This window comes from Mesorhizobium sp. B2-3-6 (genome assembly GCF_006442305.1).
Classification (GTDB): domain Bacteria; phylum Pseudomonadota; class Alphaproteobacteria; order Rhizobiales; family Rhizobiaceae; genus Mesorhizobium.
Genome location: NZ_VFVW01000017.1, coordinates 14,969 through 39,899, shown reverse-complemented (window position 1 = coordinate 39,899; position 24,931 = coordinate 14,969). Strand labels below are relative to the sequence as shown.

The window sequence follows — 24,931 nt, the reverse complement described above, 5'->3', positions numbered from 1 at the left end:
TTACGACAGCTATTCGCCGCGCTCGACCAGGAAGCGGTGACCGCCTGATATGGCGGATGTCTCTACGAGATGATGACCAGAGTCGGCGCAGAACGCCGGAATGTCGATAACCGCGAGCGGATCGGTCGTTTCCAGCCAGAGCCGGCTGCCGGGCCGCATCCCGGCCAGCCGCTTCTTCGCCTTCAGCACCGGCAAAGGGCAGTTCAGCCCCTTCAGATCGTAGACGGTGACGTCGGTCACGGCGAAAAATGTCAGCCGCCGAACATGCCGAGCAGCTTGTTCTTCAGCCTCGTCACGCGGCTCTCGTCGGCACTTGCGGCCTGCGTTTCGGCCGGCGGTGCGGGCTCGGCCGGCGCTTCGATCGTCGCGGTGGCGACAGGGGCTTCCTTGGCGGTCTTGGCCGCTTCCTTTTCGGCCAGCGCCTGCGCCTTGGCGGCTTCCTTTTCGGCCAGCGCTTGCGCCTTGGCCTGCTTGGCAGCTTCTATCGCGGCCAGCCGCTGCTCCTCGGCTTTTTGCTTCGCGGCCTTTTCGGCATCGAGCGCGGCCATCTTGCGGCCGGCGGGCGAATCGATGCGGCCCATGCGCGCCGTCTCGGTGACCGAGCCGTCCGAGTTGAGCGATGGCGGGTCGATCGGCACGCGCTCGCCGCGCGCACGGCGCTTGGACCAGTCGGAGACGATGCTGGCTTCCTTGATGCCGGCGATGGTGGGCTTGGGCGCCGGCGTGCTTGCCTTGAGGGCGCCGTTGAACGCAGCCTCATACGTGCTCTGATAAGCACTGTAGGCGCTTTTCAGCGAATCCGGCTGCGTGGACGCAGGGCAGGGGCCGGTCGGATTGAATGTGGTGCCTTCGGGAGCCACCTGGTTGAAGACGTAGCGCTTCTCGCAAACGTCGACTTTCGGCGGTACCTTGGTGATCTCGAAATTGTCGTAGCCGACCTTCAGCATCTTCCAGAATTCGTAATTCGGGTCGTTGCGGTAGCGCGCCATGTTGGCGGCGGTCATGCGGAACGGGAAGGCCTGGATCTGGAACTCGGTCTGGCCGCCCTGGAAGGCATCGCGGCCGAACGCATAGATCTGCTCGATCTGGGCATCGGTCATCGAATAGCAGCCCGAAGACGAGCAGGCGCCGTGCACCATCAGGTTGGAGCCGGTGCGGCCGTTGGCGCGGTCATAGGCATTGGGATAGCCGATGTTGAAGGACAGATGGTAGTTCGAGCGCGGGTTCATCTGCGCCGGACGCACGGTATAAAAACCTTCCGGCGCCTGGCGGTCGCCCTCGGTGTATTTCGGCCCGAGCTTGCCCGACCATTTGCAGATATCGTAGCTGGCGACCATGTCGTAGCGGCCGTTGGTCTTGGCCTTCCAGATTTCGAGCTTGCCCTCTTCCTTGAAGATGCGCGCCATCACCGAGGAGGTGCGCACCATGCCCTTGGCCCTCATGTCGGCCAGGATCTTGTCGGGCAGGGGCTTGTTGGCCTCCGGGGCAAAATCCTTCATCGACGAATCATTGCAGCCGGCGACGGCTATCGCGGTGATGAGAATTCCGGTGCGGGCAAGCTTGGCAAACATGGATAAGGCTACGTCTTCTCTTTCGGGCCAATGGCTTCGAAACGGCCGAGCCCGCATGCTGAACACAGACGGACCGTAAGCCCGTTAACCTTGAAAATTCCTTACCGCAAGCCCCGGCCACCCCTCACGGCAATTCCATTGAACCGAATCCGGCGGCATTTTTGTGGCGAAATTGCTCATCGCCGCCACATTGCCGTGGAGCGTTGCCGTGGAGGCGGCTTGCGGCGGCCCGGTTGAGCCGCCAAATCGTGGTCAGAGGCTGCGGCCCATTGCCAGATACTTCTCGCGGCGCTGCTCGCGAAAATCCATGTTGGCGCCGGCAAAATCCTTCATCGTCCTGGCGATGAGATCGCCCGTCGCGGCAATCACCGTTTCGGGTGCGCGCTGGGCGCCGCCGATCGGTTCGGGAATGATGGCGTCGATGATCTTCAGTTCCAGAAGGTCCTGGGCGGTGATCTTCATGTTGGTCGCCGCGTCCTTGGAGCGCGTCGTGTCGCGCCACAGGATGGAGGCCGCGCCCTCGGGCGAGATCACCGAATAGATGGCATGTTCCAGCATGTAGACGCGGTTGGCGGTGGCGATGGCAATGGCGCCGCCCGAACCGCCTTCACCGATGACAACCGAAATCGATGGCACCTTGAGCGCAAGGCAGGCCGAGGTCGAACGGGCAATGGCTTCGGCCTGGCCGCGCTCCTCGGCGCCGACGCCAGGATAGGCGCCGGCCGTGTCGACCAATGTCAGCAGCGGGATCTTGAAGCGGTCGGCAAGCTCCATCAGCCGCACGGCCTTGCGATAGCCTTCGGGGCGCACCGAGCCGAAATTGTGCTTCAGCCGGCTCGCCGTGTCGGAGCCCTTCTCCTGGCCGAGGATCGCTACCGGTTCGCCGCGGAACCGGGCAAAGCCGCCGACGATCGCCTGGTCCTCGCCGAAATTGCGGTCGCCGGCGAGCGGCGTGAAATCGCTGAACAGGCCCTTGATGTAGTCGACGCAGTGCGGCCTGTCGGAGTGGCGCGCCACCTGCACCTTCTGCCATGGCGTCAGTGCCTTGTAGAGATCGCGCAGGGCATCGCGCGACCGCTTCTCGAGCCTGCTGATCTCGTCGGCGACATCGACCGCCTCGCCGTTCTCGGCAAGCTTCTTCAGTTCCAGGATCTTGAGTTCCAGATCCTGCACCGGCTTTTCGAAATCGAGGTAGTTGTACATGCTTGGGCGGACCGATACGTCGGAAGCAAAGACTGGCGGGACCCTGAAATCCGGGGCTCCGGGCGATGGAACGTCGCCCTCACATAGCGATATGAGGTCTAGTCGGCAAGCGGGTGATGATCGTTGACCAGCCGCACCAATCGCTCCTCCAGCACATGGGTATAGATCTGTGTCGTCGATATGTCGGCATGGCCAAGCAGTTGCTGCACGGCCCTGAGATCAGCCCCGTTCTGTAAGAGATGGCTGGCGAAAGCATGGCGAAGCACATGTGGCGAGACCTTGGCCGAGGCGATGCCGGCCCGGGCCGCCAGCCCCTTGAGGTCGCGAGCGAAGACCTGGCGCGAGAGGTAGCCGCTGTCCGACGCGGCAGGAAACAGGAACGGGCTGTCAGCGAAAGCGGGCACCTTGGCCCGGGCGGCGAGCCAGGCTCGCATCGCCGCGCGCGCCTTGGCCGACAGCGGCACCATGCGCTCCTTGTCGCCCTTGCCGCGCACCATGAAGAAGCGATCGTCGCGTTGCGCCACCGTCACCGGCAAGCCGACCAGTTCCGAAACGCGCAGGCCTGTCGCATAAAGCACTTCGACCAGCGCGTGCAGACGCAGCGCCGCCAGCCTGTCGCTCTCGCCAAGCCCGGCATCGCCGGCCTCCTGCGCGGCGCGGTCGATCAGCCGGCCGGTGTCGGCCTCGCTCATGGTCTTCGGCAGCGGGCGGCCTTTTTTCGGGCTGTCCAGCGTGCCGGTCGGGTCGTCGCCGCGCAGGCCCTCGGCGTAGAGGAATTTGAAGAACTGGCGGATCGCCGACAATTTGCGTGCCTGCGATGTCGGTGCGAAGCCGCGTGCGGCGATGTCGTCGAGATAGGCGCGGATGTCCGCGGCGCCGGCGCCGGCAAGACCGCCAGGGATTTCCTGCGAAGCGTCATCGAGGTCGCGGCGATAGGAGGAAAGCGTGTTTTCGGCGGCACCCCGCTCGGCGCTCATCATCTCCAGAAAGGCTTCGATGCGGGCGGCGCTGTTCATTTCCTGAAGTTTTTCTTCGGGCTCAGTTTTTCTTTGGGTTTAGCTTTTCCGCAGGGATGCGCACGCTCATTTCCGCCTTTTTCGGCTCGACGAACATCACCAACGCGAACATCGTACCATAGGCGATGCCCGCCAGAATCGCTGTTATCACGACGAGGCGAAACAGTGTCGGCATCAATCTTCGCCCGTCTCTTGTTCTGCGTTTCCAAACCCTGTGCCCTTATGGGACGCCAATCCGGCCAATTCAAGCGAGAAGCTGAAGCGCGCCGGCAACTTCCAATGCAGCCGGTTGCTCGCCCGCGGGAGGCCAGCCTGCCTCAGTGCGCTTGACGCAACCGGGCTTTTCATGTCGATACGCCGGCAAAGAGGGCTTCGAGACTGATGAACGCGCTACCAGCAAATCCTCCGGGCGGGAGCCATGCCGCGCTGCTGGGCAGGCTCGGCGGCCGCTCCATCGTTTTTGTCGGCCTGATGGGCGCCGGCAAGACCGCGATTGGCCGCAAGGTCGCCAGCGTGCTGGCGCTGCCTTTCATCGACAGCGACCAGGAGATCGAAAGCGTCTCGCGCATGACCGTTCCGGAACTGTTCGAACGCTATGGCGAAACCGAGTTCCGGGCGCTGGAGCAGCGCGTCATCCTGCGCGTGCTGGAAAACGGCCCGCAGGTGCTGTCGACGGGCGGCGGCGCCTTCATGAACGCACAGACGCGCGAGGCGATAGCGGCACATGGCGTGTCGGTATGGCTGAAGGCCGAACTCGACCTTTTGATGGACCGGGTCTCCAAGAAACAGAACCGGCCGCTGCTGAAGAGCCCCGATCCGCGTGGCGTGCTCGAGCGGCTGATGAGTGAACGCTATCCGGTCTATGCGACATCGGACGTCACCGTGCCGACCCGCGACGACCGCAAGGAAGTCATCGCGGCCGAGGTGGTGGAGGCGCTGTGCCGGCATTTCGATATCGCCCAGACCACTCCCGCGGGTGAGGTCGAACCGTGAACGCCAATGCAGCCGTTGCCGTCGAGGTCGGACTTGGCGAGCGGGCTTACGACATCCTGATCGGGCCGGGGCTTTTGTCGCGCGCCGGCGCCGAGATGTCGCGCCGCCTGCCGGGCCGACGCGCTGCAGTCGTGACCGACGAAAACGTCGCGGCGGCGCATCTCGATACGCTGAAGGCCGGCTTGCTCGAGAGCGGCATCGAGCCCGCCGTGATCACGCTGCCGCCCGGCGAGAAAACCAAGAGTTTCGCGCATCTCGAAGCGGTGGTGGACGGCGTCCTGGCCGCGAAGCTGGAACGCGGCGATGTCGTCATCGCCCTCGGCGGCGGCGTCATCGGCGACCTGGCCGGCTTTGCCGCCGGCATCGTGCGCCGCGGCATGAACTTCGTGCAGATCCCGACCTCGCTCCTGGCGCAGGTCGATTCCTCGGTCGGCGGCAAGACCGGCATCAACAGCGCGCGCGGCAAGAACCTGGTCGGCGTCTTCCACCAGCCGAAGCTGGTGCTGGCCGATACCGGAGTGCTCGATACGCTGCCGATCCGCGAATTTCGCGCCGGCTACGCCGAACTCGCCAAATACGGGCTGATCGACCGGCCCGAATTCTTCGCCTGGCTGGAGAAAAACTGGGCCAGCGTGTTCGCCGGCGGACCGGAGAGGGTAGAGGCCATCGCCGAGGCCTGCCGCGCCAAGGCCGATGTCGTTGCCCGCGACGAGTTCGAGACCGGCGACCGCGCGCTCCTCAATCTCGGCCACACTTTCGGCCATGCGCTGGAGGCCGCCACCCGATATGACGGCGCCCGCCTCGTGCATGGCGAGGGGGTCGCCATCGGCATGGCGCTGGCGCATCGCTTCTCGTCGCGGCTCAACCTGGCCAGTCCTGACGCCGCGGCGCGCGTCGAGGCGCATCTCAACACGGTGGGACTGCCGTGGCGGATGGCCGACATTCCGGGCGAACTGCCCGACGCCGATGCGCTGCTTGGCTTCATCACCCAGGACAAGAAAGTGTCGCGCGGCGCGCTGACCTTCATCCTGACGCGCGGCATCGGAGAGGCCTTCATCGCGAAGGACGTGCCGGCCTCGGAAGTGCTCTCGTTCCTCAGGGAGAACCACCCGAGCGGGACGGGAAGCCGTCCGAAATGAACGGGGCCGGCTGGATCGTCGTCGCTGTCCTTGCCGTCCTCATCCTGTTGGCCGTCGCCATGCGCACGCGCCTGCTTGCCGCTTTGGGCTATGAACTGTCGCGCATCGAGCCGCAGCGCTCGAGCGGGGACGAGCTGCGCGGCGCCGTCGACGATTTCCGCCGCGACGGCCAGGTGGTGCGCGAGGAGCGCGACCGCATCGGCGGGTTGTTCGACCTCGAGGAGCTCGAAGTCTCCGACGTCATGGTCCACCGCACCAATATGCGCTCGGTCAATGCCGACAATGCGCCGGAAGCCGTGGTGCGCGAGATCCTGCAGAGCCCGCACACCCGCATGCCTTTGTGGAAGGGGTCGCTCGACAACATTGTCGGCGTGCTGCACGCCAAGGACCTGCTGCGCGCCCTCAACGATGTCGGCAACGACTTCTCCAGGATCGATGTGATGAAGATCGCGTCAAAGCCCTGGTTCGTGCCCGATACGACGACATTGCAGGAACAGCTCAACGCCTTCCTGCGCCGCAAGGCGCATTTCGCCGTCGTGGTCGACGAGTATGGCGAGGTCGAGGGGCTGGTGACGCTGGAGGACATCATCGAGGAGATTGTCGGCGAGATCGCCGACGAGCACGATGTCGACATACAGGGCGTCAAGCAGGAGGCGGACGGTTCCGTCGTCGTCGACGGAACCGTGCCGATCCGCGACCTGAACCGGGCGCTCGACTGGGACCTGCCGGACGAGGAGGCAACCACCATCGCCGGCCTGGTCATCCATGAGACGCAGTCGATCCCCGAGGAGAAGCAGGCCTTCACCTTCCACGGCAAGCGTTTCATCGTCATGAAACGCGACAAGAACCGCGTCGCCAGGCTCAGGATCAGGCCGGCAGGCGACAGCTGAACGGTCCATCGTGTCGCAGACACGCACAACCGCGTCATCCCTGATGCTCAACAGTCCTTGGTCGAGCGTTCGCCGACCATTGCGTCGGTGTCGGCGTCGACGGCCGCCAGGCTGACTTCATAGCCCCAGAGATGCCGGATGTGGCGAAGGGTCGCGTCGCGGCTGTCATTCTCCAGCACGACCCCATTCTTCACCTTGTGCTGTAGCCGCAAATGCCGGTCGCCGAGCAGGTCCACGTCCACAACCTGGATGTCGGGCCGGCTCGCGCCCACATCATAGCTGTGGGCCAGCGCGGCGCGTATGTTGTTGTAGCCCCGCTCGTTGTGGATCGATGCGACTTCGTAGTGCGGTTGGTCGGCTCCATCGGCCAGGACGAAGAGCCGCCATTTTCGTATCAAGGTCGGGCTGAGATACTGGCGAATGAAGGATTCGTCGCGGTGGTTGGCCCAGGCGTCGAGCAGCGTCTCAAGCCAGTCGCCACGGCCGGCTATGTCCGGGAACCAGTCGCGATCTTCGGCTGTCGGCTCGGTCGAGATGCGCTGAATGTCCTGCATCATGTCAAGCCCGAGCGCGTAGGGGTTGATGCCGGAAAACCGCTGGTCGTCGAAGGATGGCTGGAAGATCACGTTCGAGTGGTTGCGCAGGATTTCGAGCATCGCGCCTTCGGTGATCCGGCCACGGTCGAACAGCATGTTCATGAGCGTGTAGTGCACGAAAGTGGCGCAGCCTTCGTTCATCACCTGGGTTTGCCGCTGCGGGTAAAAATACTGCGCAATGACGCGGACGATCCTGAGGATCTCGCGCTGCCAGGGTTCGAGGACAAGGCTGTTCTTCTCAAGGAAATAGAGCAGGTTTTCCTCGGGCAGATTGAGCGATTTCTTCCGCTCCGACACGCCTTCATCGCCCGCTTCGGAGTTGTCGGCGTCCTGCGCGGGCGGCAGGGTGCGCCATAAGTCATTGTAGGAACGCTCCTCGTATTCGAGGCGCTCGCGAAGTCCCTCGCGCTGCTGCTCCGACGACAGTTTCGGCGGCCGGTGATACCGGAACACGCCTTGCTCCATCAGCGCGTGTGCGGAATCGAGAATGGCTTCCACGGCAGCCAGGCCGTGCCGCTCCTCGCACCGGGCGATGTAGCCCTTGGCAAAGTCCAGATAGCTCAGGATTCCTCCGGCATCCGTCCATTGGCGGAAAAGGTAATTGTTCTTGAAGAAGTGATTGTGTCCAAGTGCTGCATGGGCGGTCACCAAGGCCTGCAGCGCCATGGTGTTTTCCTCCATCAGGTAGACGATGCAGGGATTGGAATTGATGACCAATTCATAGGCCAGCCCGCGACCGCCTTTGCGATAGAGAAGCTCGTTGTAGAGGAAATGCTTGCCGAACGACCAATGCCGGTACATCAGCGGCATGCCGACCGACGAGTAGGCGTCGAGCATCTGCTCGGAAGAGATGACCTCCATCTGCACCGGATAGGTGTCGAGATGAAGCTGGTCGACCGCAATCGCCTCGATCTCCTCATAGACCCGCGACAGCTTTTTGAAATCCCAGTCGGATCCGGAGAAAAGCAACCCCGATTTGTTGGCCTGGCCAGCCATCCGGCACCCCTTACGCGCTCTTGGCCATAGCCGGCTGCCTGGCGAAAAGCTGGCGAAATACCGGGTAGATATCGGCCGGAGCGGCGATGCGCCTCATCTGGAAGTTCGGCCATTTTTGCTCGACGGCGCTATAGGCGCGCCAGAGCGAGGTGCCATTTTCGGTCGAGCCGAAAATATGACTTTCGCGTTCGTCGATGATCTCCACATAGGCGAAATACTGGCACAGGCGCATGAGCTTGCCGTGGAGCAGTTCTATGCAGCGCTGCGAGTCGGTGGCGAAATTGTCGCCGTCCGAAGCCTGGGCGGCATAGATGTTCCACTCCGTGGCCGGATAGCGTTGTTCTATGATGCGTTGCATTTCCTCCAGCGCGGTGGAAACGACCGTGCCTCCGCTTTGCGTGCAGTAGAAGAATGTCTCTTCGTCCACCTCCTGGGCCTCGTGCGTGTGGCGGATGAAGACGATCTCCGTGCGCTCATAGCGTCGGGTCAGGAACAGGTGCAGCAGAACGAAGAAGCGCTTGGCCAAATCCTTCTCGCGCTCGCCCATCGACCCGGAGACGTCCATCAGGCAGAACATGACGGCGCTGGCATTCGGCACCGGCTGCGGGTCGAAGCGATTGAAGCGGATGTCGACGGGATCGACAAAGGCAATGCGCTTTCGGCGGCGCTCCAGCCGCTCGAGTTCCTCCCGCAAAGTCAAGATGCGTTCGCGGGTCGCGGCATTTGGCGGCTTCGATTCCAGTTTGGCGAGCTGCCGGAGGATCTCATCCAGCTCCGGCTGCTTTGGGCGCCCAAGCGCGATACGGCGGGCGTGGCTGTTTCGCATCGTGCGCCCGACATTGATGTTGGTCGGTGATCCTGTTGCCGCAAAACCTGCCCGCCTTGGCTTGAATGCGAGTATCTGCTTGAGATTGAGCTTGACCAGATCCGGCAGTTCGAGATCCTCGAAAAAGAGGTCGAGAACTTCCTCGCGCGAAAGCACGAAGCGAAAGTCGTCCTCGGATGCCGTGTTTCCCGGCGACGAGGAGCCTGCGCCGCCCTGCCCGGGTTTGGGCACCAGGTCACCGGGAATGAACGTCCTGTTTCCTGGCAGGATGTGCTGGCGCCGGCCGCTGTCCCTGGCATCGCTGAAGGTCGGTTCGCTGGTGCCTCTGTGAGGCATCGGCACGGCATGCCCGCTGTCCACATCGGCGATCCGGCCCGTCCTTATCTGGTCACGGATGCTCCGCTTGAGTTCTTCCCGCGCGCGCCTGAGAAAGCGCTGGCGATTGCCCAGGTTCTTGTCCTTCGGATTGAGGCGGCGGTCGATGAAGATCGGCATGGAACCATCCGGGCTTTTCTCAGCCCGCCTTGTTCACGCGCATGTACCAGTCGACCAGCCGCCGTACCTGCCGCTCGGTGTAGCCGCGTTGCACCATGCGCTGCACGAATTCATTGTGCCGCTTTTCCGTGACGCTGTCCTGCTTGGAGCCGAAACTGATCACCGGCAGAAGATCTTCGACTTGGCCGAACATGCGCTTCTCGATAACCTCGCGCAGCTTTTCGTAGCTTGTCCATGATGGGTTGCGGCCGTGGTTGCGTGCCCGGGCACGCAGCGTGAACTTGACCACTTCGTTGCGGAAATCCTTGGGGTTGGCGATGCCGGCCGGTTTTTCGACCTGCGACAATTCCTTGTCCAATATCTCGCGATTGAGGATCTGGCCCGTATCGGGATCCTTGTAGTCCTGATCTTCGATCCAGGCATCGGCATAGGCGATGTAGCGGTCGAATAGGTTCTGGCCATACTCGCTGTACGATTCCAGATAGGCCTTCTGGATCTCGTGGCCGATGAACTCGGCATAGCGCGTTGCCAGTTCCGACTTGATGAACTCGAGATAGCTCGCTTCCGTCTCCTTTGGGAACTGCTCGCGCTTGATCGCCTCTTCCAGAATGTACATCAGGTGCACGGGATCCGCCGCGACCTCGTTGGTGTCGTAGTTGAATGTCTGCGACAGGATCTTGAAGGCGAAGCGCGTGCTTACGCCGGTCATGCCCTCGTCGACGCCGGCGGCGTCGCGATATTCCTGAACCGACTTGGCCCGGGGGTCGACCTCCTTGAGGTTTTCGCCGTCATAGGCGCGCATCTTGGTGTAGAGCGGCGAATTGTCGTGCTCGGCAAGACGGGTCGAGACCGTGAACCGGCTGAGAATATCCAGCACTTCAGGTGCGCAGGGGCTGCCGGCCAGCTCGCTCTCGCGCAACAGTTTCTCGTAGATATGCCTTTCTTCGGTGATCCGCAGGCAATACGGCACCTTGACCACGAGGATGCGGTCGAGAAAGGCCTCATTATTCTTGTTGTTCTTGAACTGTTGCCACTCCGATTCGTTGGAATGGGCAACGATGATGCCCTGATAGGGGAAGGCGCCGAAATTCTCGGTGCCGTTATAGCTGCCTTCCTGGGTCGCCGTCAGCAGCGGATGCAGGACCTTGATGGGCGCCTTGAACATCTCGACGAATTCGAGCAGGCCTTGCGTGGTCCGGTTCAGCCCGCCGCTGTAGGAATAAGCGTCCGGATCGGACTGGCTGAAATCCTCCAATTGCCTGATGTCGACCTTGCCGACCAGAGCCGAGACATCCTGATTGTTCTCGTCGCCAGGCTCCGTCTTGGCTATAGCGATCTGGCGCAGCCGCGAGGGCATCAATTTCACCACGCTGAATTTGGAAATGTCGCCAGACAATTCATCAAGCCGCTTGGCCGCCCAGGGCGAGATAATGCCGTTGAGGCGACGCCGGGCTATGCCGTATTTGTCCTCCAGCAGATCGCCCATGCGATCGGGATGGAACAGGCCGAGCGGCGACTCGAAAATCGGACTGATCTGATTGCCGGCCTTGAGCGTGTAGATCGGGCGTTCCTCCATCAGTTTCTTCAGCCGTTCGGCCAGGGAGGACTTGCCGCCGCCGACAGGGCCGAGGAGATAGAGGATCTGCTTGCGCTCCTCGAGCCCTTGCGACGCATAGCGGAAATAGCCGGCGATGCGTTCGATCGTATCCTCCATTCCGTAGAAATCGGAGAAGGTGGGATACACCTTGACCGTGCGGTTGGAGAAAATGCGGCCGAGCCGCTCGTCCTTGCTGGTGTCGACCAGGTTCGGCTCGCCGATTGCCTCGACCATCCGTTCCGGCGCCGAGGCATACATTGACTTGTCTTCCCGGCAGGCAAGGAGATACTGCTGGAGGCTTATTTCCTCCTGGCCCGCGTTTGCATAAATCTCCGAAAACAGATCGAAGACGTCGGACTGGTTCTCACCCATGATGGTTGCCCTCAGAGCCATTCTGGCTGCCGCCCGGCTCATCTCATTCAACTACCGGGATGCATTGTGGTTCCCTCCACATTGGAGAGAGAGCGTGTATCTGCATCGAACTTGGACAGCACACAGTTACAATGCTCGTCTGATATCTCAGGTGGTGATGGCCAGAGGAGACCGTCAAGGGCAAATATCGATTTCGTGAACCGAACGGCAAAGCGAGTGCATTGATGCGGCTGGTACGGTGTTGAATCAGATCGTTGAGCACTCCCAAGTCTAACGGGATGCTCGTGGTGCGTGCGGGCATTCCTCGTCTACATATCGGGCCCAACGATCGGGAGATTGCGATGATCGATCGACGAAGCCTTATTCTGGTCTCCGCGGCGGCGATGTTGCCATTGGGCACATCGGCCGCATGGGGCCAGCGCCAACCCGTGCCGACAACCTTCGATTACGGGCCGGCCAAGCTCGATATCTATGCGCCGGATGGCGCACGCGGATTGCCGGTCGTCTTCTTCGTCCATGGCGGCGCCTGGCGCTCCGGCAAGCGCTCGCAGGTCAATGCGAAGCCGGCCTTCCTGCTCGCCAACGGGTTCTGCCTGGTCTCCATCGATTATCGCATGCTGCCCGAAGCCGAGGTCGCCACCCAGGCCGACGATGTCGAAAAGGCCTATGCCTTTGTCCGCGCCAACATTGCCCGGCATGGCGGCGATGCCAGGCGGATCGTGGCCATGGGCCATTCGGCCGGTTGCCACCTCGTTGCGCTGACCGGCATGCGCGGCGGTCTACCGGGTGTCGCCGCGCTGCTTCTCGACGACACCAGGGCCTATGACCTCACCGCGCTTTCCAGGAATGGCGGCATGGCGGGGGCCTATGCGCGGGCCTTCCCCGATCCCGCGCAATGGGCGGCGTTGTCGCCGGCCAGTTATGTAGATGGCCGCAAGCACCCGCCGACCTTCATCGCCTACTCAGGCGCTTCGGACCGGGACGGGGACTCCAAGGCGTTCGCCGAGCGCTTGCGCGCCACCGGCACCAAGGTGACGCTGTTCGACGGCAGCGCCTATACGCACATGTCGATCAACCGCGATTTCGGCGAGGATGGCGACGCCTTGACCGGGGCGGCACTGGCATTCCTGAAATCGGCGGTTGGGTGATTGCGGCATCGAAACGGAGCTCTGAACGTCACCGCGAGGAGCGAGGAGGACCGGCCTACCAGCGCGTCTTTTCGCCGGGAGCCGCCGGTTCGATCGCCAGCGCGTGCAGGCCAGCCTTCAATTCGTCGGCCAAAAGCGCGTTGACCGCGCGGTGGCGCTCGATGCGGCTCATGCCGGCAAAATCCTGCGAAACAATGCGGACGCGGAAATGCGTCTCGCCGGTGCCGTCGAACGTAGCCTGGTGGCCGGATTCCACATGATGATGGCCGGCGTGCAGATGGCTTTCGTTGATGACGACCAGCCGCTCCGGCGAAAATGCCTTGCTCAACTTGTCTTCCATGGTTGCCTGTATGGACATTGCCGTCTCCCTTCACCACATATCGCCAGCGGGATCGCGGAAGCCGAACCGACTTCGTTGCATGCCGCGCTTCAACAAAATCGGTCCTTCGCCTGCTTTATGCCGCGATTCAGCGGTTAGGGCGATCATCGCGAAAATGTCAATTCTTGTTTCGCATCTGCGAACGCCCCATAAATGGGTTAGATGAAGCCGTATCCCAAATATTTCGAGAAGATCCGCATCCGCCAGGAGAAGGACGCGGAGCTGAAGTCGCACGCGCCGATCTGCCAGTGGGATGGCTGCAAGGAGGCGGGCACCCATCGCGCTCCGGTCGGGCGCATGAAGGAGGGCGAGTATTTCCGCTTCTGCTTCGATCATGTGCGCGAGTACAACAAGGGCTTCAACTATTTTTCCGGCGTTCCGGACACCGAGGTCGCCCGTTTCCAGAAGGAGGCGATGACCGGCCATCGGCCGACCTGGAAGATGGGCGTCAATGGCGCCTCGACGCGCTCGTCTCCCGATATGGCGCAGATGCGCTCCGGCCGCGCCGGCTACTACAACCGCATGCGCGACCCGTTCGACCTGTTCAAGGGGCCGAAGGATCCCCGGGAGGTGCGCGAGCGCAAGGCCAAGCCGCTTGAGGCCAAGGCGCTGGAAACGCTTGGCCTTGATACAAAGGCGACTGGCAAGGAGATCAAGGCGCGCTATAAGGAACTGGTGAAGCGTCACCATCCGGATGCGAATGGCGGCGACAGAGGTTCGGAAGACCGGTTCCGCGATGTGCTCCAGGCCTATCGCGTGCTCAAGCAGGCGGGTCTGTGCTGAGCGACCCAACGGTTCGTGTCGTTTTCCAACTTTCATAAGGGTGGAAAAGGCTCTAAGACCGCCCCCGGAGAAAATCGATTGCCGGCGAAATCAGTCGTTTCGCCCGTGGAGACGTGGATAGAGATGAACAAGGTCGATCGCGACATCGCCAACCTGCCCGACACCACGGTGTCGGTGAAGGACAAATTCGGCTTCGACTCCAAGATGGTGGTGCCGGCTTATTCGGTCACCAGCGAACATGTGCCCGACATCGATCCCGACTATCTTTTCGACAAGGCGACGACGATGGCGATCCTCGCCGGCTTCGCCTACAACCGGCGCGTCATGGTCTCGGGCTATCACGGCACCGGCAAATCGACCCATATCGAGCAGGTCGCGGCCCGCCTCAACTGGCCTTGCGTGCGCGTCAATCTCGACAGCCATGTCAGCCGTATCGACCTCGTCGGCAAGGACGCGATCGTGGTCAAGGATGGCTTGCAGATCACCGAATTCCGCGACGGCATCCTGCCCTGGGCCTACCAGCACAATGTGGCGCTGTGCTTCGACGAGTATGACGCCGGCCGGCCGGACGTGATGTTCGTCATCCAGCGCGTGCTGGAATCGTCTGGTCGGCTGACGCTGCTCGACCAGAGCCGCGTCATCCGTCCGCATCCGGCGTTCCGGCTGTTCTCGACCGCCAACACGGTCGGGTTGGGCGACACCACCGGCCTCTACCACGGCACCCAGCAGATCAACCAGGCGCAGATGGACCGCTGGTCGATCGTCACCACGCTGAACTACCTGCCGCACGACAACGAGGTGAACATCGTGCTGGCCAAGGCCAAGCACTATCGCGACGGCAAGGGCAAGGACATCGTCAACAAGATGGTGCGCGTCGCCGACATGACGCGCTCGGCCTTCATCAATGGCGATCTGTCGACCGTGATGAGCCCGCGTACCGTCATCACCTGGGCCGAGAATGCCGAGATCTTCGGCAATATCGGCATGGCGTTCCGGCTGACCTTCCTCAACAAATGCGACGAACTGGAGCGCTCGGTGGTGGCCGAGTTCTACCAGCGCGCCTTCGGCGAGGATCTGCCGGAGAGCGCCGCCAATGTGGTGCTGGGCTAAGCAGAGCCTCGATGGCGGGTCCGGGCGACAATACGCGCAACAAGTCGAAGACGGGCTCTGAAGCCGACAGCTTCAAGCGCGCCGTCACCGTCTGCATGCGCGCCATCGCCGGCGACAAGGAGCTGGAAGTCGGCTTCGCCAAGGACCGCCCGGCGCTCGCAGGCAGCCGCGCCCGGCTGCCGGAATTGCCCAAGAAGGCGTCCAAGACCGACATAGCCATCACCCGCGGCCTCGGCGATTCCATGGCGCTCAAGCGCGCCTGCCATGACGTGCGCATCCACAGCAGACTGGCGCCGGAAGGCAAGGCGGCCCGCGCCATCTACGACGCGGTCGAGCAGGCGCGCGTCGAGGCGATCGGCAGCCGCGCCATGCAAGGGGTCGCCGACAATATAGGCTCGATGCTGGAGGACAAATACGCCAAGGCCAATCTCGTCGACGTCAAGGACAAGGCCGACGCCCCGATCGAGGAGGCGCTGGCGCTGATGGTGCGCGAGAAGCTGACCGGCCGGCCGATCCCCAAGAGCGGCGAGCGGCTGGTCGAGCTCTGGCGCCCCTGGGTAGAGGAAAAGGCCAGCGCCGACCTCGACGGGCTGTCGTCCAAGCTCGACGACCAGCAGGCCTTCGCCCGCGTCGTGCGCGATATGCTCGCCTCCATGGAAATGGCCGAGGAACTCGGCGACGATCAGGAGACCGAAGACTCAGAGGACAATGACGATAACCAGCCGCAAGGCGAGGAACAGAGCGAGGAAGGCGGCGAGGACGATTCCGGCTCCGAACAGTCGCAGTCCGAGGATGCCGAGGCTTCCGCTGACGACGAGCAGTCGGCCGAGACCGAAGCCTCCGACGCCACTGCCGACGATTTGTCCGACGATGACGATGCCGATGCCGAGACGCCCGGCGAGGCGCGCCGCAATGACAACCCTTTCACCAACCTGCCGAAGGAGATCGATTACAAGGTCTTCACGTCAGCTTTCGACGAGACGGTGGGGGCGGAGGAGCTTTGCGAGGAAGAAGAACTCGACCGGCTGCGCGCTTTCCTCGACAAGCAACTCGCCAACCTGTCCGGCGTCGTCGGCCGGCTGGCCAACCGTTTGCAGCGCCGCCTGATGGCGCAGCAGAACCGGTCGTGGGATTTCGACCTGGAAGAGGGCTATCTCGACCCGGCACGGTTGGTGCGCGTCGTCATCGATCCGATGCAGCCGCTGTCCTTCAAGCAGGAGCGCGACACCAAATTCCGCGACACGGTGGTGACGCTGGTGCTCGACAATTCGGGGTCCATGCGCGGCCGGCCGATCACCGTGGCCGCCACCTGCGCCGACATTCTGGCGCGCACGCTGGAACGCTGCGGCGTTTCGGTCGAGATTTTGGGCTTCACCACGCGCGCCTGGAAAGGCGGGCAGGCCCGCGAGAAGTGGCTGAAGGACGGCAAGCCGCCGAATCCGGGCCGGCTGAACGACCTGCGCCACATCATCTACAAGTCGGCCGACCATCCCTGGCGGCGGGCACGGCGCAATCTCGGACTGATGATGCGCGAGGGCCTGCTCAAGGAAAACATCGACGGCGAGGCGCTGCTGTGGGCGCATAACCGGCTGATCGCCCGACCCGAACAGCGCAAGATCCTGATGATGATCTCCGACGGCGCGCCGGTCGACGATTCGACACTGTCGGTCAATCCGGGCAATTATCTCGAGCGCCATCTGCGCGCCGTCATCGAGCTGATCGAGACGCGCTCGCCGGTCGAGCTGCTTGCCATCGGCATCGGCCATGACGTCACCCGCTATTACCGGCGCGCCGTCACCATTGTCGATGCCGAGGAACTGGCCGGCGCCATGACCGAGCAATTGGCTTCGCTGTTCGCCGAGGAAAGCGCACGCGATACGCGGCGCGGCGGCATGCGGCGCGCCGGATGATCTTTTCGCACGGCGGATTTCGACAAGCACTTTTCGCCGCCATCGCCCTGTTTGCCGGTGCAGCCCCGGTGCCATCCAGTTCGGCCGGCGCGACCTCGGTTGAACCGGTCGAGGTCTTAGCCCGCCCGATCACCGAATTCCGTATAGGCCGTGCCGACAAGCAATTCGGTCCGCTCGAATTCGTCGGCGGGCTGGAGATGACGTCGCCGTCGCGCGATTTCGGCGCGCTGTCGGCCTTCCGTTTCCTGAAAGGCGGTCGCGACTTCGTCGGCGTCGCCGATACCGGATTCTGGTTCTTCGGCACCGTGACCCATGATGCGGACAAGCGCCCGTCAGGCATCGGGGACTTCCGCATGGAACAGATGGTCGATGCATCGGGCCAGCCGATCGACGAGAAATCGGAAGTCGATGCCGAGGGGCTTTCCGTCAAGGACGGCATTGCCACCGTGGGTTTCGAGCGCAACCATCGCGTCGCCCAGTTCAAAATTGGCCCCGACGATATGAAGGCGCCGTTCAGGCAGATGGATTTCCTGGTTCCGGCATGGGAGCTGCGCCGGAACCGAGGCTTCGAGACCGTCACCCACGCCAATGCCAATGGCCGCCACCAAGGCGGCCTGGTCGTGGTGTCGGAAAAGAGCTTGGACAAGGCCGGCAACATCTATGCCGCCATCATCGAAGGTCCGCACAAGGGCGTCTTCACCGTCAAGCGCAACGGCGATTTCGATATCACCGATGGGGCTTTCCTGCCGGATGGCGACCTTCTGCTGCTGGAGCGCAGTTTCACGATGGCAGGAGGTCTCAAGATGCGGCTGCGGCGCATTGATGGCGAGACCGTGGAGAAGGGCGCGGTCGCCGACGGTCCGGTGCTGCTGGAAGCCGATATGGGCTACCAGATCGACAATATGGAAGGGCTCGACGTCTGGACGCGCGAAGACGGCGCGCTGATGGTGTCGCTGATCTCCGACGACAACCACTCGATCCTGCAGCGCAATCTCTACCTGGAATTCATTTTGCACCAGGACTGATTTGGCGCTCCAACTGCGAAGCTGAAGTTGAAGGTATTCAACGCCGGCTTCGATTTGGTCGGACGCCTTCCCCCCACTCCGTCGAGCGCAACTCGACGGAGTGGGGGTCGACTACTCATCAAATGACGGCGTCCGCTCAGGGTCGCGAGCCGTTGGTGGCGATCCAGATGACATGGCGCGCGCCGCGCTTGCCGTTGGCGCGCGTGCTCACCTCCTCGACCGCGAAACCTGCCTGCTTCAGCCGCCGGGTGAAGCCGCTGTCCGGCCCTTGCGACCACACCGCAAGCACGCCGCCGGGCTTCAGTGCGATGCGCGCTGCCGCCAGGCCTTGCAGGCTGTAAAGCGCGTCGTTGGATTTGTGAACGATGCCGTCCGGGCCGTTGTCGACATCTAGCAGGATGGCGTCCCAGGCCGCGGGCCGGGGTCTTATCAACTGCCCGACATCGGCCTCCCGAACGATGACGCGCGGATCGTCGAGGCAGCCACCAAACAGCTCGGCCATCGGCCCTCGTGCCCACGCGACGACCGCCGGCACCAACTCCGCGACAGTGATTTCGGCATTCTCGCCCAACTCGGCGAGAGCGGCGCGCAGCGTAAAACCCATGCCAAGTCCGCCGATCAGCATTCTCGGCTGTCTGCGGCCGGCGATCCTCCGACAGGAGAGCCTGGCCAACGCTTCTTCCGAGCCGCTGAGGCGGCTGTTCATCAACTCGTTGGTGCCCAGCATGATCGAGAATTCGGAACCGCGCCGCTTGAGCCGAAGCTCCTGCGCGCCATCCGGGGTTTTCGCGGAGTCCAGCTGGATCCAGGGAATCACGGCCTAGACCGCAGCAACAGCCGGCTGGCTCCAGCGGGCGGCGAGCAGCCGATAGGGGATCAATGCCACGACGGCGATGATCAGCTTCACGCTGAGGTCGCCAAGCGCCCAGGAGACCCAACGCATGGCCTCGACCGGCAGCACGCCCATCAGCGGCGCCGTTTCCAGCGCAAAACTGTCGCTTGGGCCAACGAAGGCGAAAGCCGCGGAGAAAGCGACGCTGAAGAACACGACGGTGTCGAACACCGAGCCGACCAGCGTGCCGACGATCGGCGCGCGCCACCAGCTCTGTCGGCGCAGACGGTTGAACACGGTCACGTCGAGCAATTGCGCGGTGAGGAAGGCCGCGCCGGACGCCGCCGCGATGCACACCAGCCGGTCGGAGGCGGTCTCGAACTCGATGAAACCATGGCGGAACAGGAAGGGCGGCACGAGGACCGAGCAGACCACCGCCGTCATGAAGCCGACAAAGACGATCCGGCGCGCCACGGCAGGCCCGTAGCGGCGGTTGGCAAGGTCGGTGACCAGAAAGGAGAACGGGTAGGTGAACGCGCCCCAGGTGAGCAGGTCGGCCAGCGACAAGCCGCCGATCCGACCCTGCATCGGGAACTGCACGAGGATATTCGATGCCACAACGACAAGCGCCATGGCGGCCACGAAGGGCAGGTATCGCGAGAAGGAAGTCATTTTTTTATCCTGGGTAATGGAACCAGCGGAGCGTCATGCCGAAACCGGATCGCGCTCGCTTTGTTCGAGCATCGGATTTCCGAAACCGCCTTGCGGACGGCGATCCGATGCTCAAGGCCAACAAGAGGTTGGCCAGGGCGGTCGTCCCCCGCCTGAAAGACAGTTTACGCGGCAGCCTGCTCGGCGAGCTTCTTGGCGATCTGCTTCTTCAAGAGGCGCGCGCGCTGCGACAGCTCCTTGACGTCAGCCTTGGCCAGGAAGGCGTCGAGACCACCGCGATGCTCGACCGAACGCAGCGCGTTGGCGGAAATGCGCAGGCGCACGTTCTGGTTCAGCGCTTCCGAAATCAGCGTCACGTTGACGAGGTTCGGCAGGAAGCGACGCTTGGTCTTGTTGTTGGCGTGGCTCACATTGTTGCCGGTCTGGACTGCCTTGGCAGTGAGTTCGCAGGTGCGGGACATGGTTCTAACCTTCAGTTCTCTCGGGGACCTGCCAAACCTTCGTGCCCACGCCGGGTGGCGCGCGGTTCTGGTCAAGCGGCCTTATGGAAAAAGTTGGCGTTCCATAGTTGCATTTCGCCCATGCGTCAAGCTCCAGCCTGGGCCCAGCGGCATTTCATACTAAGGCCGGAATTCGTCGTATAAGCGGTTCCATAGGGACATGCCAGACCGGAGTTGTCCGCCTCCGGTTGAAACCAAGGATCCGATCGCGCCATGCTTCGCTTGCCCCATGCCCTTGCCGCCGCGCTGGCCGTCGCCTTGCCGTCGGCCGCCTCGCCGCAGTCCTTCAGGGGCGAATACACAGTGTCGTTTCTCGGCCTTTCTATCGCGAAATCAAGCTTTTCAAGCCATTATGAGAACGGCGTCTACTCGATCGACGGCAGCGTTTCCGCGGCTGGTCTCGCCAAGCTGTTCGACGATACGCGCGGCACGATCTCGTCCAAGGGTACGATTTCGGGCCAGAAGATGGTGCCGCAGGCGTTCCGCGCGGACTACACTTCCGGCAAGAAAGCCTCCGCCATCGACATTCGTTTTGCCAATGGCAACGTCATCTCGACGACGGTCGTTCCCGCGCCGGAAAAGCGCGATCCCGACAGTTGGGTGCCGCTTGGCGCCGGCGACCTGGCATCGGTGCTCGATCCGATGGCGGCAACCGTCATCCATGCCGGCAGTCTCGACAAGGTCTGCGGCCGCACCGTGAGGCTGTATGACGGCGAGATGCGCGCCAACCTGACGCTGAGCTACGCTTCAAAAGGGTCGATCTCGGTGCCCGGCTACAAGGGCGACACGGTCACATGCCGGATGGGTTTCGAGCCGGTGGCGGGCTACCGCAAGGGCCGCAAGGCGCTCAACTACCTCAAGAACAAAAGCCGCATAATGGTGACATTTGCGCCGCTCGGCCAAACCGGGGTATATGCGCCGATCCGCGCGACGGTCGGGACGCAGATCGGCACCTTGACCATCAGCGCCAGGCGTTTCGAAGCAATACAATAAGGCGCCACGCGCGCCGCTGGAGACAGAATGGGGCGCGCGACACTGATCGGCTTTTCGGCCGTCGCCATGTGGGCGCTGCTGGCGTTGCTTACGGACGCATCCGGCAAGGTGCCGCCGTTCCTCTTGTCGGCGATCACCTTCTCGATCGGCACCGGGGTCGGGCTTTTCGCGCGCCTTTTCATGCCGGCCGCGGATAAAAGCCAGAGGATACCTCGCCAGGTCTGGGTGATCGGCATTGCCGGCCTTTTCGGCTACCACTTTTTCTACTTCACCGCGCTGCGCAACGCGCCGGCGGTGGAGGCCAGTCTGATCGCCTATCTGTGGCCGCTGCTGATCGTGCTCGGCTCGGCGCTGATGCCGGGCGAGCGGCTGGCCTGGAACCATATCGTGGGCGCGCTGCTTGGCCTTGCCGGCACCGTGCTCATCGTCACCAAGGGCGGCGGCCTCGCCTTCGACGCGCGCTACGCCTTTGGCTACGCCATGGCTGCCGTGTGCGCAGTGCTGTGGTCGTCCTATTCGCTCCTGTCGCGGCGTTTCCCGTCAGTGCCGACCAGCATCGTCACTTGGTTCTGCGCGGCGACCGCGCTGTTGTCGCTTGCCTGCCATCTGGCGCTGGAAGAGACGGTGCTGCCCGCGAGTGCCGGGCAATGGCTTGCCGTGCTCGGGCTCGGCCTGATGCCAGTGGGGGCAGCCTTCTATGCCTGGGATGTCGGCGTCAAGCGCGGCAATATCCAGGTGCTGGGCGCGGCAAGCTATGCCGCGCCGCTCCTGTCGACGCTGGTGTTGATCGCGGCCGGCGTCGCCGAGCCGTCGCTGCGCATTGTCGCGGCCTGCGTGCTCATCACCGGGGGGGCCGCACTTGCGGCAAAGTCGCTGTTCCTGCGCAAGCCCGCTGCTTCCGAAAGCGGAGCCGGTGCATCCGAAGGCGGAGCCCGGGCGTGACGATGCCGTCTCCAGGCGGCATCGACGCCAACGCCAATGCGACGCTGATCTTTTCGCTGGTGGCGGCGGTTGTCTACGCCTTCACATCAGGCATGGCGCCGACGCTCGCCCATTCGGCGGCAAAAACGCTCGCCGTGGCCATGCTTGCCGTGCTGGCGGCGATGCAGGGCGGGCCGCTGCTACTGGTCGCCGCTCTTGCGCTGAGCGCCATCGGCGACGCCTTCCTGTCGCGGGATGGCGAAAAGATGTTTCTGGGCGGGCTGGGCAGCTTTCTCGCCGCGCATATCGTCTACGTCGTGCTGTTCCTGCGCAGCGGCGGGGGAATGGGAGTGCTGGGGGCCGAACCCTGGCGCGCGGCAATCGCACTTGCGATGGCGGTATTCGTTATTCTCATGCTGGCGGCGCTGTGGCGCCGCGTCGGCCCGGCCCTGCGAGCGCCGATCGCGGGCTATGTCGCGGCCATCCTCGCCATGGGCATTTCGGCGCTGACGACGAGCAGTGCCGCTGTTATCGGCGGTGCCGTGCTGTTCATGGCGTCCGACGCGCTGCTGGCCACGGAACGCTTCCTGGCGGCCGCCATTTCGCCACATCGCGCCTGGATGCGTTTGGCGGTCTGGGTGCTTTACTACGCCGCGCAGCTCGTGGTCACGCTTGGTTTCCTGCTGCGCTAAGGGTTTCCGGCTGGGTCAGAGCTGTTTAGGCCGCCAACCAGGCTCCGCCAGTTCAAACGCCGCAAAGTCGAAGCCCGGCGCCACGGTGCAGCCGACCAGGGTCCACTCGCCCAGGCTGCGCGCCGATTGCCACCAGCCCGCCGGCACGACGATTTGCGGCCGCTCGCCGGCCGCAAGCTCGATGCCGAGCACCTGCTCGATCACCCCGTTAGCCTTTGGGCCGCCTTCTTCCCATATCGACAGCGCCAGCGGCGCGCCGGCGTAGAAGTGCCAGGCCTCGGCTGCATCCCTGACGCGATGCCAGGCGGAAACCTGGCCCTGCTCCAGCAGAAAATAGATCGCCGTCGAGTGGCCTCGAGCTCCGCCGCCCCCGTCGCGAAAGGTTTCCGTGTACCAGCCGCCTTCCGGATGCGGCTTCATGCCAAGGATGGCGATGATTTCTGCGGAACTCGTCATGGTTTCGACCAGTGTCGCTTGGCCTAGAAATTATCCTTGCGCTTGCGGATCTCGGCAAAAACCTCTACGTCCAACGCCTTCTCCATGCCGAAATGCCTGCGGATTGCCGGATCATGCCAGCGCAGGAAAGGGTTGGTCGACAATTCCTCGCCGATCGTGGTCGGCAGCGTCGGCTTGTTATCGGCGCGCAGCGCTTCAATTTTTGCCGCGCGTTCCTTCAATGCCGAATTGGTCGGGTCGACGCTCAGCGCGAAACGGGCGTTGGCGAGCGTGTATTCGTGCCCGCAATAGATCACGGTCGCGGCAGGCAGTGCCGCGAGCTTCTTCAGGGATTCAAACATCACCGGCGGCTTGCATTCGAACAGCCGCCCGCAACCGAGCGCGAACAGCGTGTCGGCGGTGAACGCCACTTTCGATGCCGGCAGGTGATAGGAGACGTGGCCAGCGGTGTGGCCGGGGGTGGCGATCACTTCGATACGTTCCTCGCCGAGATGCAGGACCGAACCGTCCTCGACCGTGTCGTCAATGCCGGGGATCCTGGCCTTTTCCGCTTCGGGACCGACGATGCGCAGCTTGAAGCGCTGCTTCAGCGCCAGATTGGCCTCGACATGGTCGACATGGTGATGCGTGGTCAGGATCATCGTCGGCGTCCAGCCGGTGCGCTTGACCGCAGCCAGGATCGCCGCTTCTTCCGGCGCATCGATAAGCGCGGTCTGACCGCTTTTGGGATCATGCACCAGCACGCCGAAATTGTCGCTGCGGCACATGAACTGTTCGATTTCGACCGCCATCGCATCTCTCCATCTTTCGCCGCAGACATAGGACGCCGACGCGCGGATGTCATCCCGGAGATGACTAATGTCAGGATGTCATTCGACATCCGGGATCTCGGGACGTCGCGGCCTTTTGTTGAAACCCGCCGATATCGCGGCTACATCCCTGACATGCATTCCGACATCGTCGATCTCCGCTCCTTCTATTCGACAGCGCTCGGTCGCTTCGCCGAGCATTCGATCACCATGGCCTTGTCATCAATATGGGCCACCGTGCCCAATGAGCGGCTTGTCGGGCTCGGCTACACCTTGCCTTGGCTGGAACGGTTCGGCAGCGACGCCGAGCGGGTGTTCGCCTTCATGCCGGCGACGCAGGGCGCCGTGGTCTGGCCGGCGGCGGGACCGACGGCGACGGCTCTGGTTTTCGACGAGGAACTGCCGCTGGTCGATTCCTGCATCGACCGCATGCTGCTCGTGCATTCGCTCGAGCATGTCGAAAACCCGCGCGAAACGCTGAACGAGATCTGGCGCGTGCTGTCGCCGGCCGGCCGGGTGGTCATCGTCGTGCCCAACCGGCGCGGCGTCTGGGCGCGGTTCGAGCACACGCCGTTTGGCAATGGCAGGCCGTTCTCGCGCGGTCAGCTCACCGAGTTGCTGCGCGAGGCGAATTTCACGCCCGCCGCCTGGTCCGACGCCCTGTTCTTTCCGCCATCGCGGCGGCGTTTCATGATGCGCTTCCACAATATGGTGGAGCGCGCCGGCCGGCGGCTGTGGCCGATCTTTTCCGGCGTCATCGTGGTCGAGGCGCAGAAGCGGCTCTATCAGGGCGTGCCGGCCGCCCAGCGCGCTTCCCGACGGGTTTTCGTGCCGGTGCTTTCGCCGCATGCAGCAACGCGGCTCGGCCGGCGAATAGAGACCGGGGCCACGACATCGCCGGGTACGCGAATGACACCTTCGTGATCATGCCAGAAACTTGCGCCGGACGGCATTTCGCGACCTATCTGTCGCTGACGGGCTCGCAGCCTGGCTGAGTGACCAGTGGC

At 63.2% G+C, this 24,931-nt stretch carries 26 protein-coding genes; 12 read left to right on the top strand and 14 right to left on the bottom strand.

The window, feature by feature from the left end; translation table 11 throughout:
- Positions 1–9 precede the first annotated feature (9 nt).
- The 5 genes from FJ953_RS30015 to FJ953_RS29995 all read right to left on the bottom strand — a co-directional run bounded on the left by FJ953_RS30015 (position 10) and on the right by FJ953_RS29995 (position 3,965).
- On the bottom strand, positions 10–240 hold the full coding sequence (locus tag FJ953_RS30015) for a sulfurtransferase TusA family protein (RefSeq protein WP_181168327.1): 231 nt from the start codon (positions 238–240) through the stop codon (positions 10–12).
- Between the two features lie 11 nt (positions 241–251).
- Positions 252–1,571, bottom strand: a complete 1,320-nt coding sequence (locus tag FJ953_RS30010) for a murein L,D-transpeptidase family protein (RefSeq protein WP_140500750.1) — start codon at positions 1,569–1,571, stop codon at positions 252–254.
- A 252-nt stretch (positions 1,572–1,823) separates the two neighbouring features.
- A complete protein-coding gene (locus FJ953_RS30005; protein ID WP_140500751.1) occupies positions 1,824–2,774 on the bottom strand; it encodes an acetyl-CoA carboxylase carboxyltransferase subunit alpha in 951 nt (316 codons plus the stop codon).
- Between the two features lie 98 nt (positions 2,775–2,872).
- Entirely contained in the window at positions 2,873–3,790 is a 918-nt protein-coding gene (locus FJ953_RS30000) for a site-specific tyrosine recombinase XerD (RefSeq protein WP_140565831.1), read from the bottom strand.
- Between the two features lie 22 nt (positions 3,791–3,812).
- Positions 3,813–3,965 (bottom strand): histidine kinase, encoded by a 153-nt coding sequence (locus FJ953_RS29995; RefSeq protein ID WP_140513945.1) that lies wholly within the window; start codon positions 3,963–3,965, stop codon positions 3,813–3,815.
- Positions 3,966–4,171: 206 nt separating this feature from the next.
- On the opposite strand from FJ953_RS29995, the gene FJ953_RS29990 reads away from it, so the two are divergent.
- The 3 genes from FJ953_RS29990 to FJ953_RS29980 are packed head-to-tail and all read left to right on the top strand — an operon-like array spanning position 4,172 to position 6,812.
- The gene (locus FJ953_RS29990; protein WP_140513911.1) at positions 4,172–4,783 is read left to right on the top strand and encodes a shikimate kinase; all 612 of its coding nucleotides are present in this window, start codon (positions 4,172–4,174) and stop codon (positions 4,781–4,783) included.
- Positions 4,780–5,922, top strand: a complete 1,143-nt coding sequence (gene aroB / locus FJ953_RS29985) for a 3-dehydroquinate synthase (RefSeq protein WP_140560157.1) — start codon at positions 4,780–4,782, stop codon at positions 5,920–5,922. The genes FJ953_RS29990 and aroB overlap by 4 nt, the downstream gene beginning before the upstream one ends.
- Entirely contained in the window at positions 5,919–6,812 is an 894-nt protein-coding gene (locus FJ953_RS29980; RefSeq protein ID WP_140560158.1) for an HlyC/CorC family transporter, read from the top strand. The genes aroB and FJ953_RS29980 overlap by 4 nt, the downstream gene beginning before the upstream one ends.
- A 47-nt stretch (positions 6,813–6,859) precedes the next feature.
- Here FJ953_RS29980 and FJ953_RS29975 read toward each other — a convergent pair whose 3' ends face one another.
- From FJ953_RS29975 to FJ953_RS29965, 3 genes are read right to left on the bottom strand one after another with little or no spacing between them, the layout of a single operon-like run.
- The gene (locus FJ953_RS29975) at positions 6,860–8,404 is read right to left on the bottom strand and encodes a SpoVR family protein (protein ID WP_140500756.1); all 1,545 of its coding nucleotides are present in this window, start codon (positions 8,402–8,404) and stop codon (positions 6,860–6,862) included.
- Positions 8,405–8,414: 10 nt separating this feature from the next.
- The gene (locus FJ953_RS29970; protein ID WP_140565840.1) at positions 8,415–9,725 is read right to left on the bottom strand and encodes a YeaH/YhbH family protein; all 1,311 of its coding nucleotides are present in this window, start codon (positions 9,723–9,725) and stop codon (positions 8,415–8,417) included.
- Between the two features lie 19 nt (positions 9,726–9,744).
- Positions 9,745–11,694 carry a PrkA family serine protein kinase gene (locus FJ953_RS29965; RefSeq protein ID WP_140500854.1) on the bottom strand — a complete coding sequence of 650 codons (1,950 nt, stop codon included), beginning with the start codon at positions 11,692–11,694 and terminating at the stop codon, positions 9,745–9,747.
- Between the two features lie 341 nt (positions 11,695–12,035).
- Between FJ953_RS29965 and FJ953_RS29960 the strand changes: the two genes are divergently transcribed.
- On the top strand, positions 12,036–12,842 hold the full coding sequence (locus tag FJ953_RS29960; protein WP_140625655.1) for an alpha/beta hydrolase: 807 nt from the start codon (positions 12,036–12,038) through the stop codon (positions 12,840–12,842).
- A 55-nt stretch (positions 12,843–12,897) separates the two neighbouring features.
- On the opposite strand, the gene FJ953_RS29955 is transcribed toward FJ953_RS29960, so the two are convergent.
- Positions 12,898–13,200 carry a BolA family protein gene (locus tag FJ953_RS29955; RefSeq protein WP_140560160.1) on the bottom strand — a complete coding sequence of 101 codons (303 nt, stop codon included), beginning with the start codon at positions 13,198–13,200 and terminating at the stop codon, positions 12,898–12,900.
- Between the two features lie 183 nt (positions 13,201–13,383).
- Between FJ953_RS29955 and FJ953_RS29950 the strand changes: the two genes are divergently transcribed.
- The 4 genes from FJ953_RS29950 (at position 13,384) to FJ953_RS29935 (ending at position 18,049) form a co-directional block, all read left to right on the top strand.
- A complete protein-coding gene (locus FJ953_RS29950; RefSeq protein ID WP_140500760.1) occupies positions 13,384–14,004 on the top strand; it encodes a J domain-containing protein in 621 nt (206 codons plus the stop codon).
- Positions 14,005–14,127: 123 nt separating this feature from the next.
- Positions 14,128–15,114: a cobaltochelatase subunit CobS gene (cobS, locus tag FJ953_RS29945; protein WP_140500761.1), complete on the top strand. Its 987-nt coding sequence runs from the start codon at positions 14,128–14,130 to the stop codon at positions 15,112–15,114.
- A gap of 11 nt (positions 15,115–15,125) precedes the next feature.
- Positions 15,126–17,024: a cobaltochelatase subunit CobT gene (gene cobT, locus FJ953_RS29940; protein ID WP_140525765.1), complete on the top strand. Its 1,899-nt coding sequence runs from the start codon at positions 15,126–15,128 to the stop codon at positions 17,022–17,024.
- The gene (locus tag FJ953_RS29935) at positions 17,021–18,049 is read left to right on the top strand and encodes an esterase-like activity of phytase family protein (protein WP_140625654.1); all 1,029 of its coding nucleotides are present in this window, start codon (positions 17,021–17,023) and stop codon (positions 18,047–18,049) included. The genes cobT and FJ953_RS29935 overlap by 4 nt, the downstream gene beginning before the upstream one ends.
- Before the next feature lie 136 nt (positions 18,050–18,185).
- Here FJ953_RS29935 and FJ953_RS29930 read toward each other — a convergent pair whose 3' ends face one another.
- From FJ953_RS29930 to rpmB, 3 genes are all read right to left on the bottom strand, one after another.
- Complete coding sequence (locus FJ953_RS29930; RefSeq protein WP_140584029.1) at positions 18,186–18,866, bottom strand: hypothetical protein; 681 nt, start codon at positions 18,864–18,866, stop codon at positions 18,186–18,188.
- Positions 18,867–18,869: 3 nt separating this feature from the next.
- Positions 18,870–19,553 (bottom strand): queuosine precursor transporter, encoded by a 684-nt coding sequence (locus FJ953_RS29925; RefSeq protein ID WP_140625653.1) that lies wholly within the window; start codon positions 19,551–19,553, stop codon positions 18,870–18,872.
- A gap of 164 nt (positions 19,554–19,717) precedes the next feature.
- Positions 19,718–20,014, bottom strand: coding sequence for a 50S ribosomal protein L28 (gene rpmB / locus FJ953_RS29920; protein ID WP_140500766.1), 297 nt, complete (start codon positions 20,012–20,014; stop codon positions 19,718–19,720).
- A 252-nt stretch (positions 20,015–20,266) separates the two neighbouring features.
- Between rpmB and FJ953_RS29915 the strand changes: the two genes are divergently transcribed.
- The 3 genes from FJ953_RS29915 to FJ953_RS29905 are packed head-to-tail and all read left to right on the top strand — an operon-like array spanning position 20,267 to position 22,659.
- Positions 20,267–21,046: a DUF3108 domain-containing protein gene (locus tag FJ953_RS29915; RefSeq protein WP_140625652.1), complete on the top strand. Its 780-nt coding sequence runs from the start codon at positions 20,267–20,269 to the stop codon at positions 21,044–21,046.
- Between the two features lie 27 nt (positions 21,047–21,073).
- Positions 21,074–21,988, top strand: a complete 915-nt coding sequence (locus FJ953_RS29910) for an EamA family transporter (protein ID WP_140513902.1) — start codon at positions 21,074–21,076, stop codon at positions 21,986–21,988.
- Positions 21,985–22,659, top strand: coding sequence for a lysoplasmalogenase family protein (locus tag FJ953_RS29905; RefSeq protein WP_140625651.1), 675 nt, complete (start codon positions 21,985–21,987; stop codon positions 22,657–22,659). Before FJ953_RS29910 ends, FJ953_RS29905 begins: the two co-directional genes overlap by 4 nt.
- Before the next feature lie 15 nt (positions 22,660–22,674).
- Here the strand turns inward: FJ953_RS29905 and FJ953_RS29900 are convergent, their stop codons facing one another.
- Both FJ953_RS29900 and gloB read right to left on the bottom strand, forming a co-directional pair.
- Positions 22,675–23,115 carry a cupin domain-containing protein gene (locus tag FJ953_RS29900; protein ID WP_140547437.1) on the bottom strand — a complete coding sequence of 147 codons (441 nt, stop codon included), beginning with the start codon at positions 23,113–23,115 and terminating at the stop codon, positions 22,675–22,677.
- Between the two features lie 23 nt (positions 23,116–23,138).
- The gene (gene gloB, locus FJ953_RS29895) at positions 23,139–23,906 is read right to left on the bottom strand and encodes a hydroxyacylglutathione hydrolase (RefSeq protein WP_140625650.1); all 768 of its coding nucleotides are present in this window, start codon (positions 23,904–23,906) and stop codon (positions 23,139–23,141) included.
- Between the two features lie 153 nt (positions 23,907–24,059).
- On the opposite strand from gloB, the gene FJ953_RS29890 reads away from it, so the two are divergent.
- Complete coding sequence (locus FJ953_RS29890) at positions 24,060–24,848, top strand: methyltransferase domain-containing protein (RefSeq protein ID WP_140625649.1); 789 nt, start codon at positions 24,060–24,062, stop codon at positions 24,846–24,848.
- Positions 24,849–24,931 lie beyond the last annotated feature (83 nt).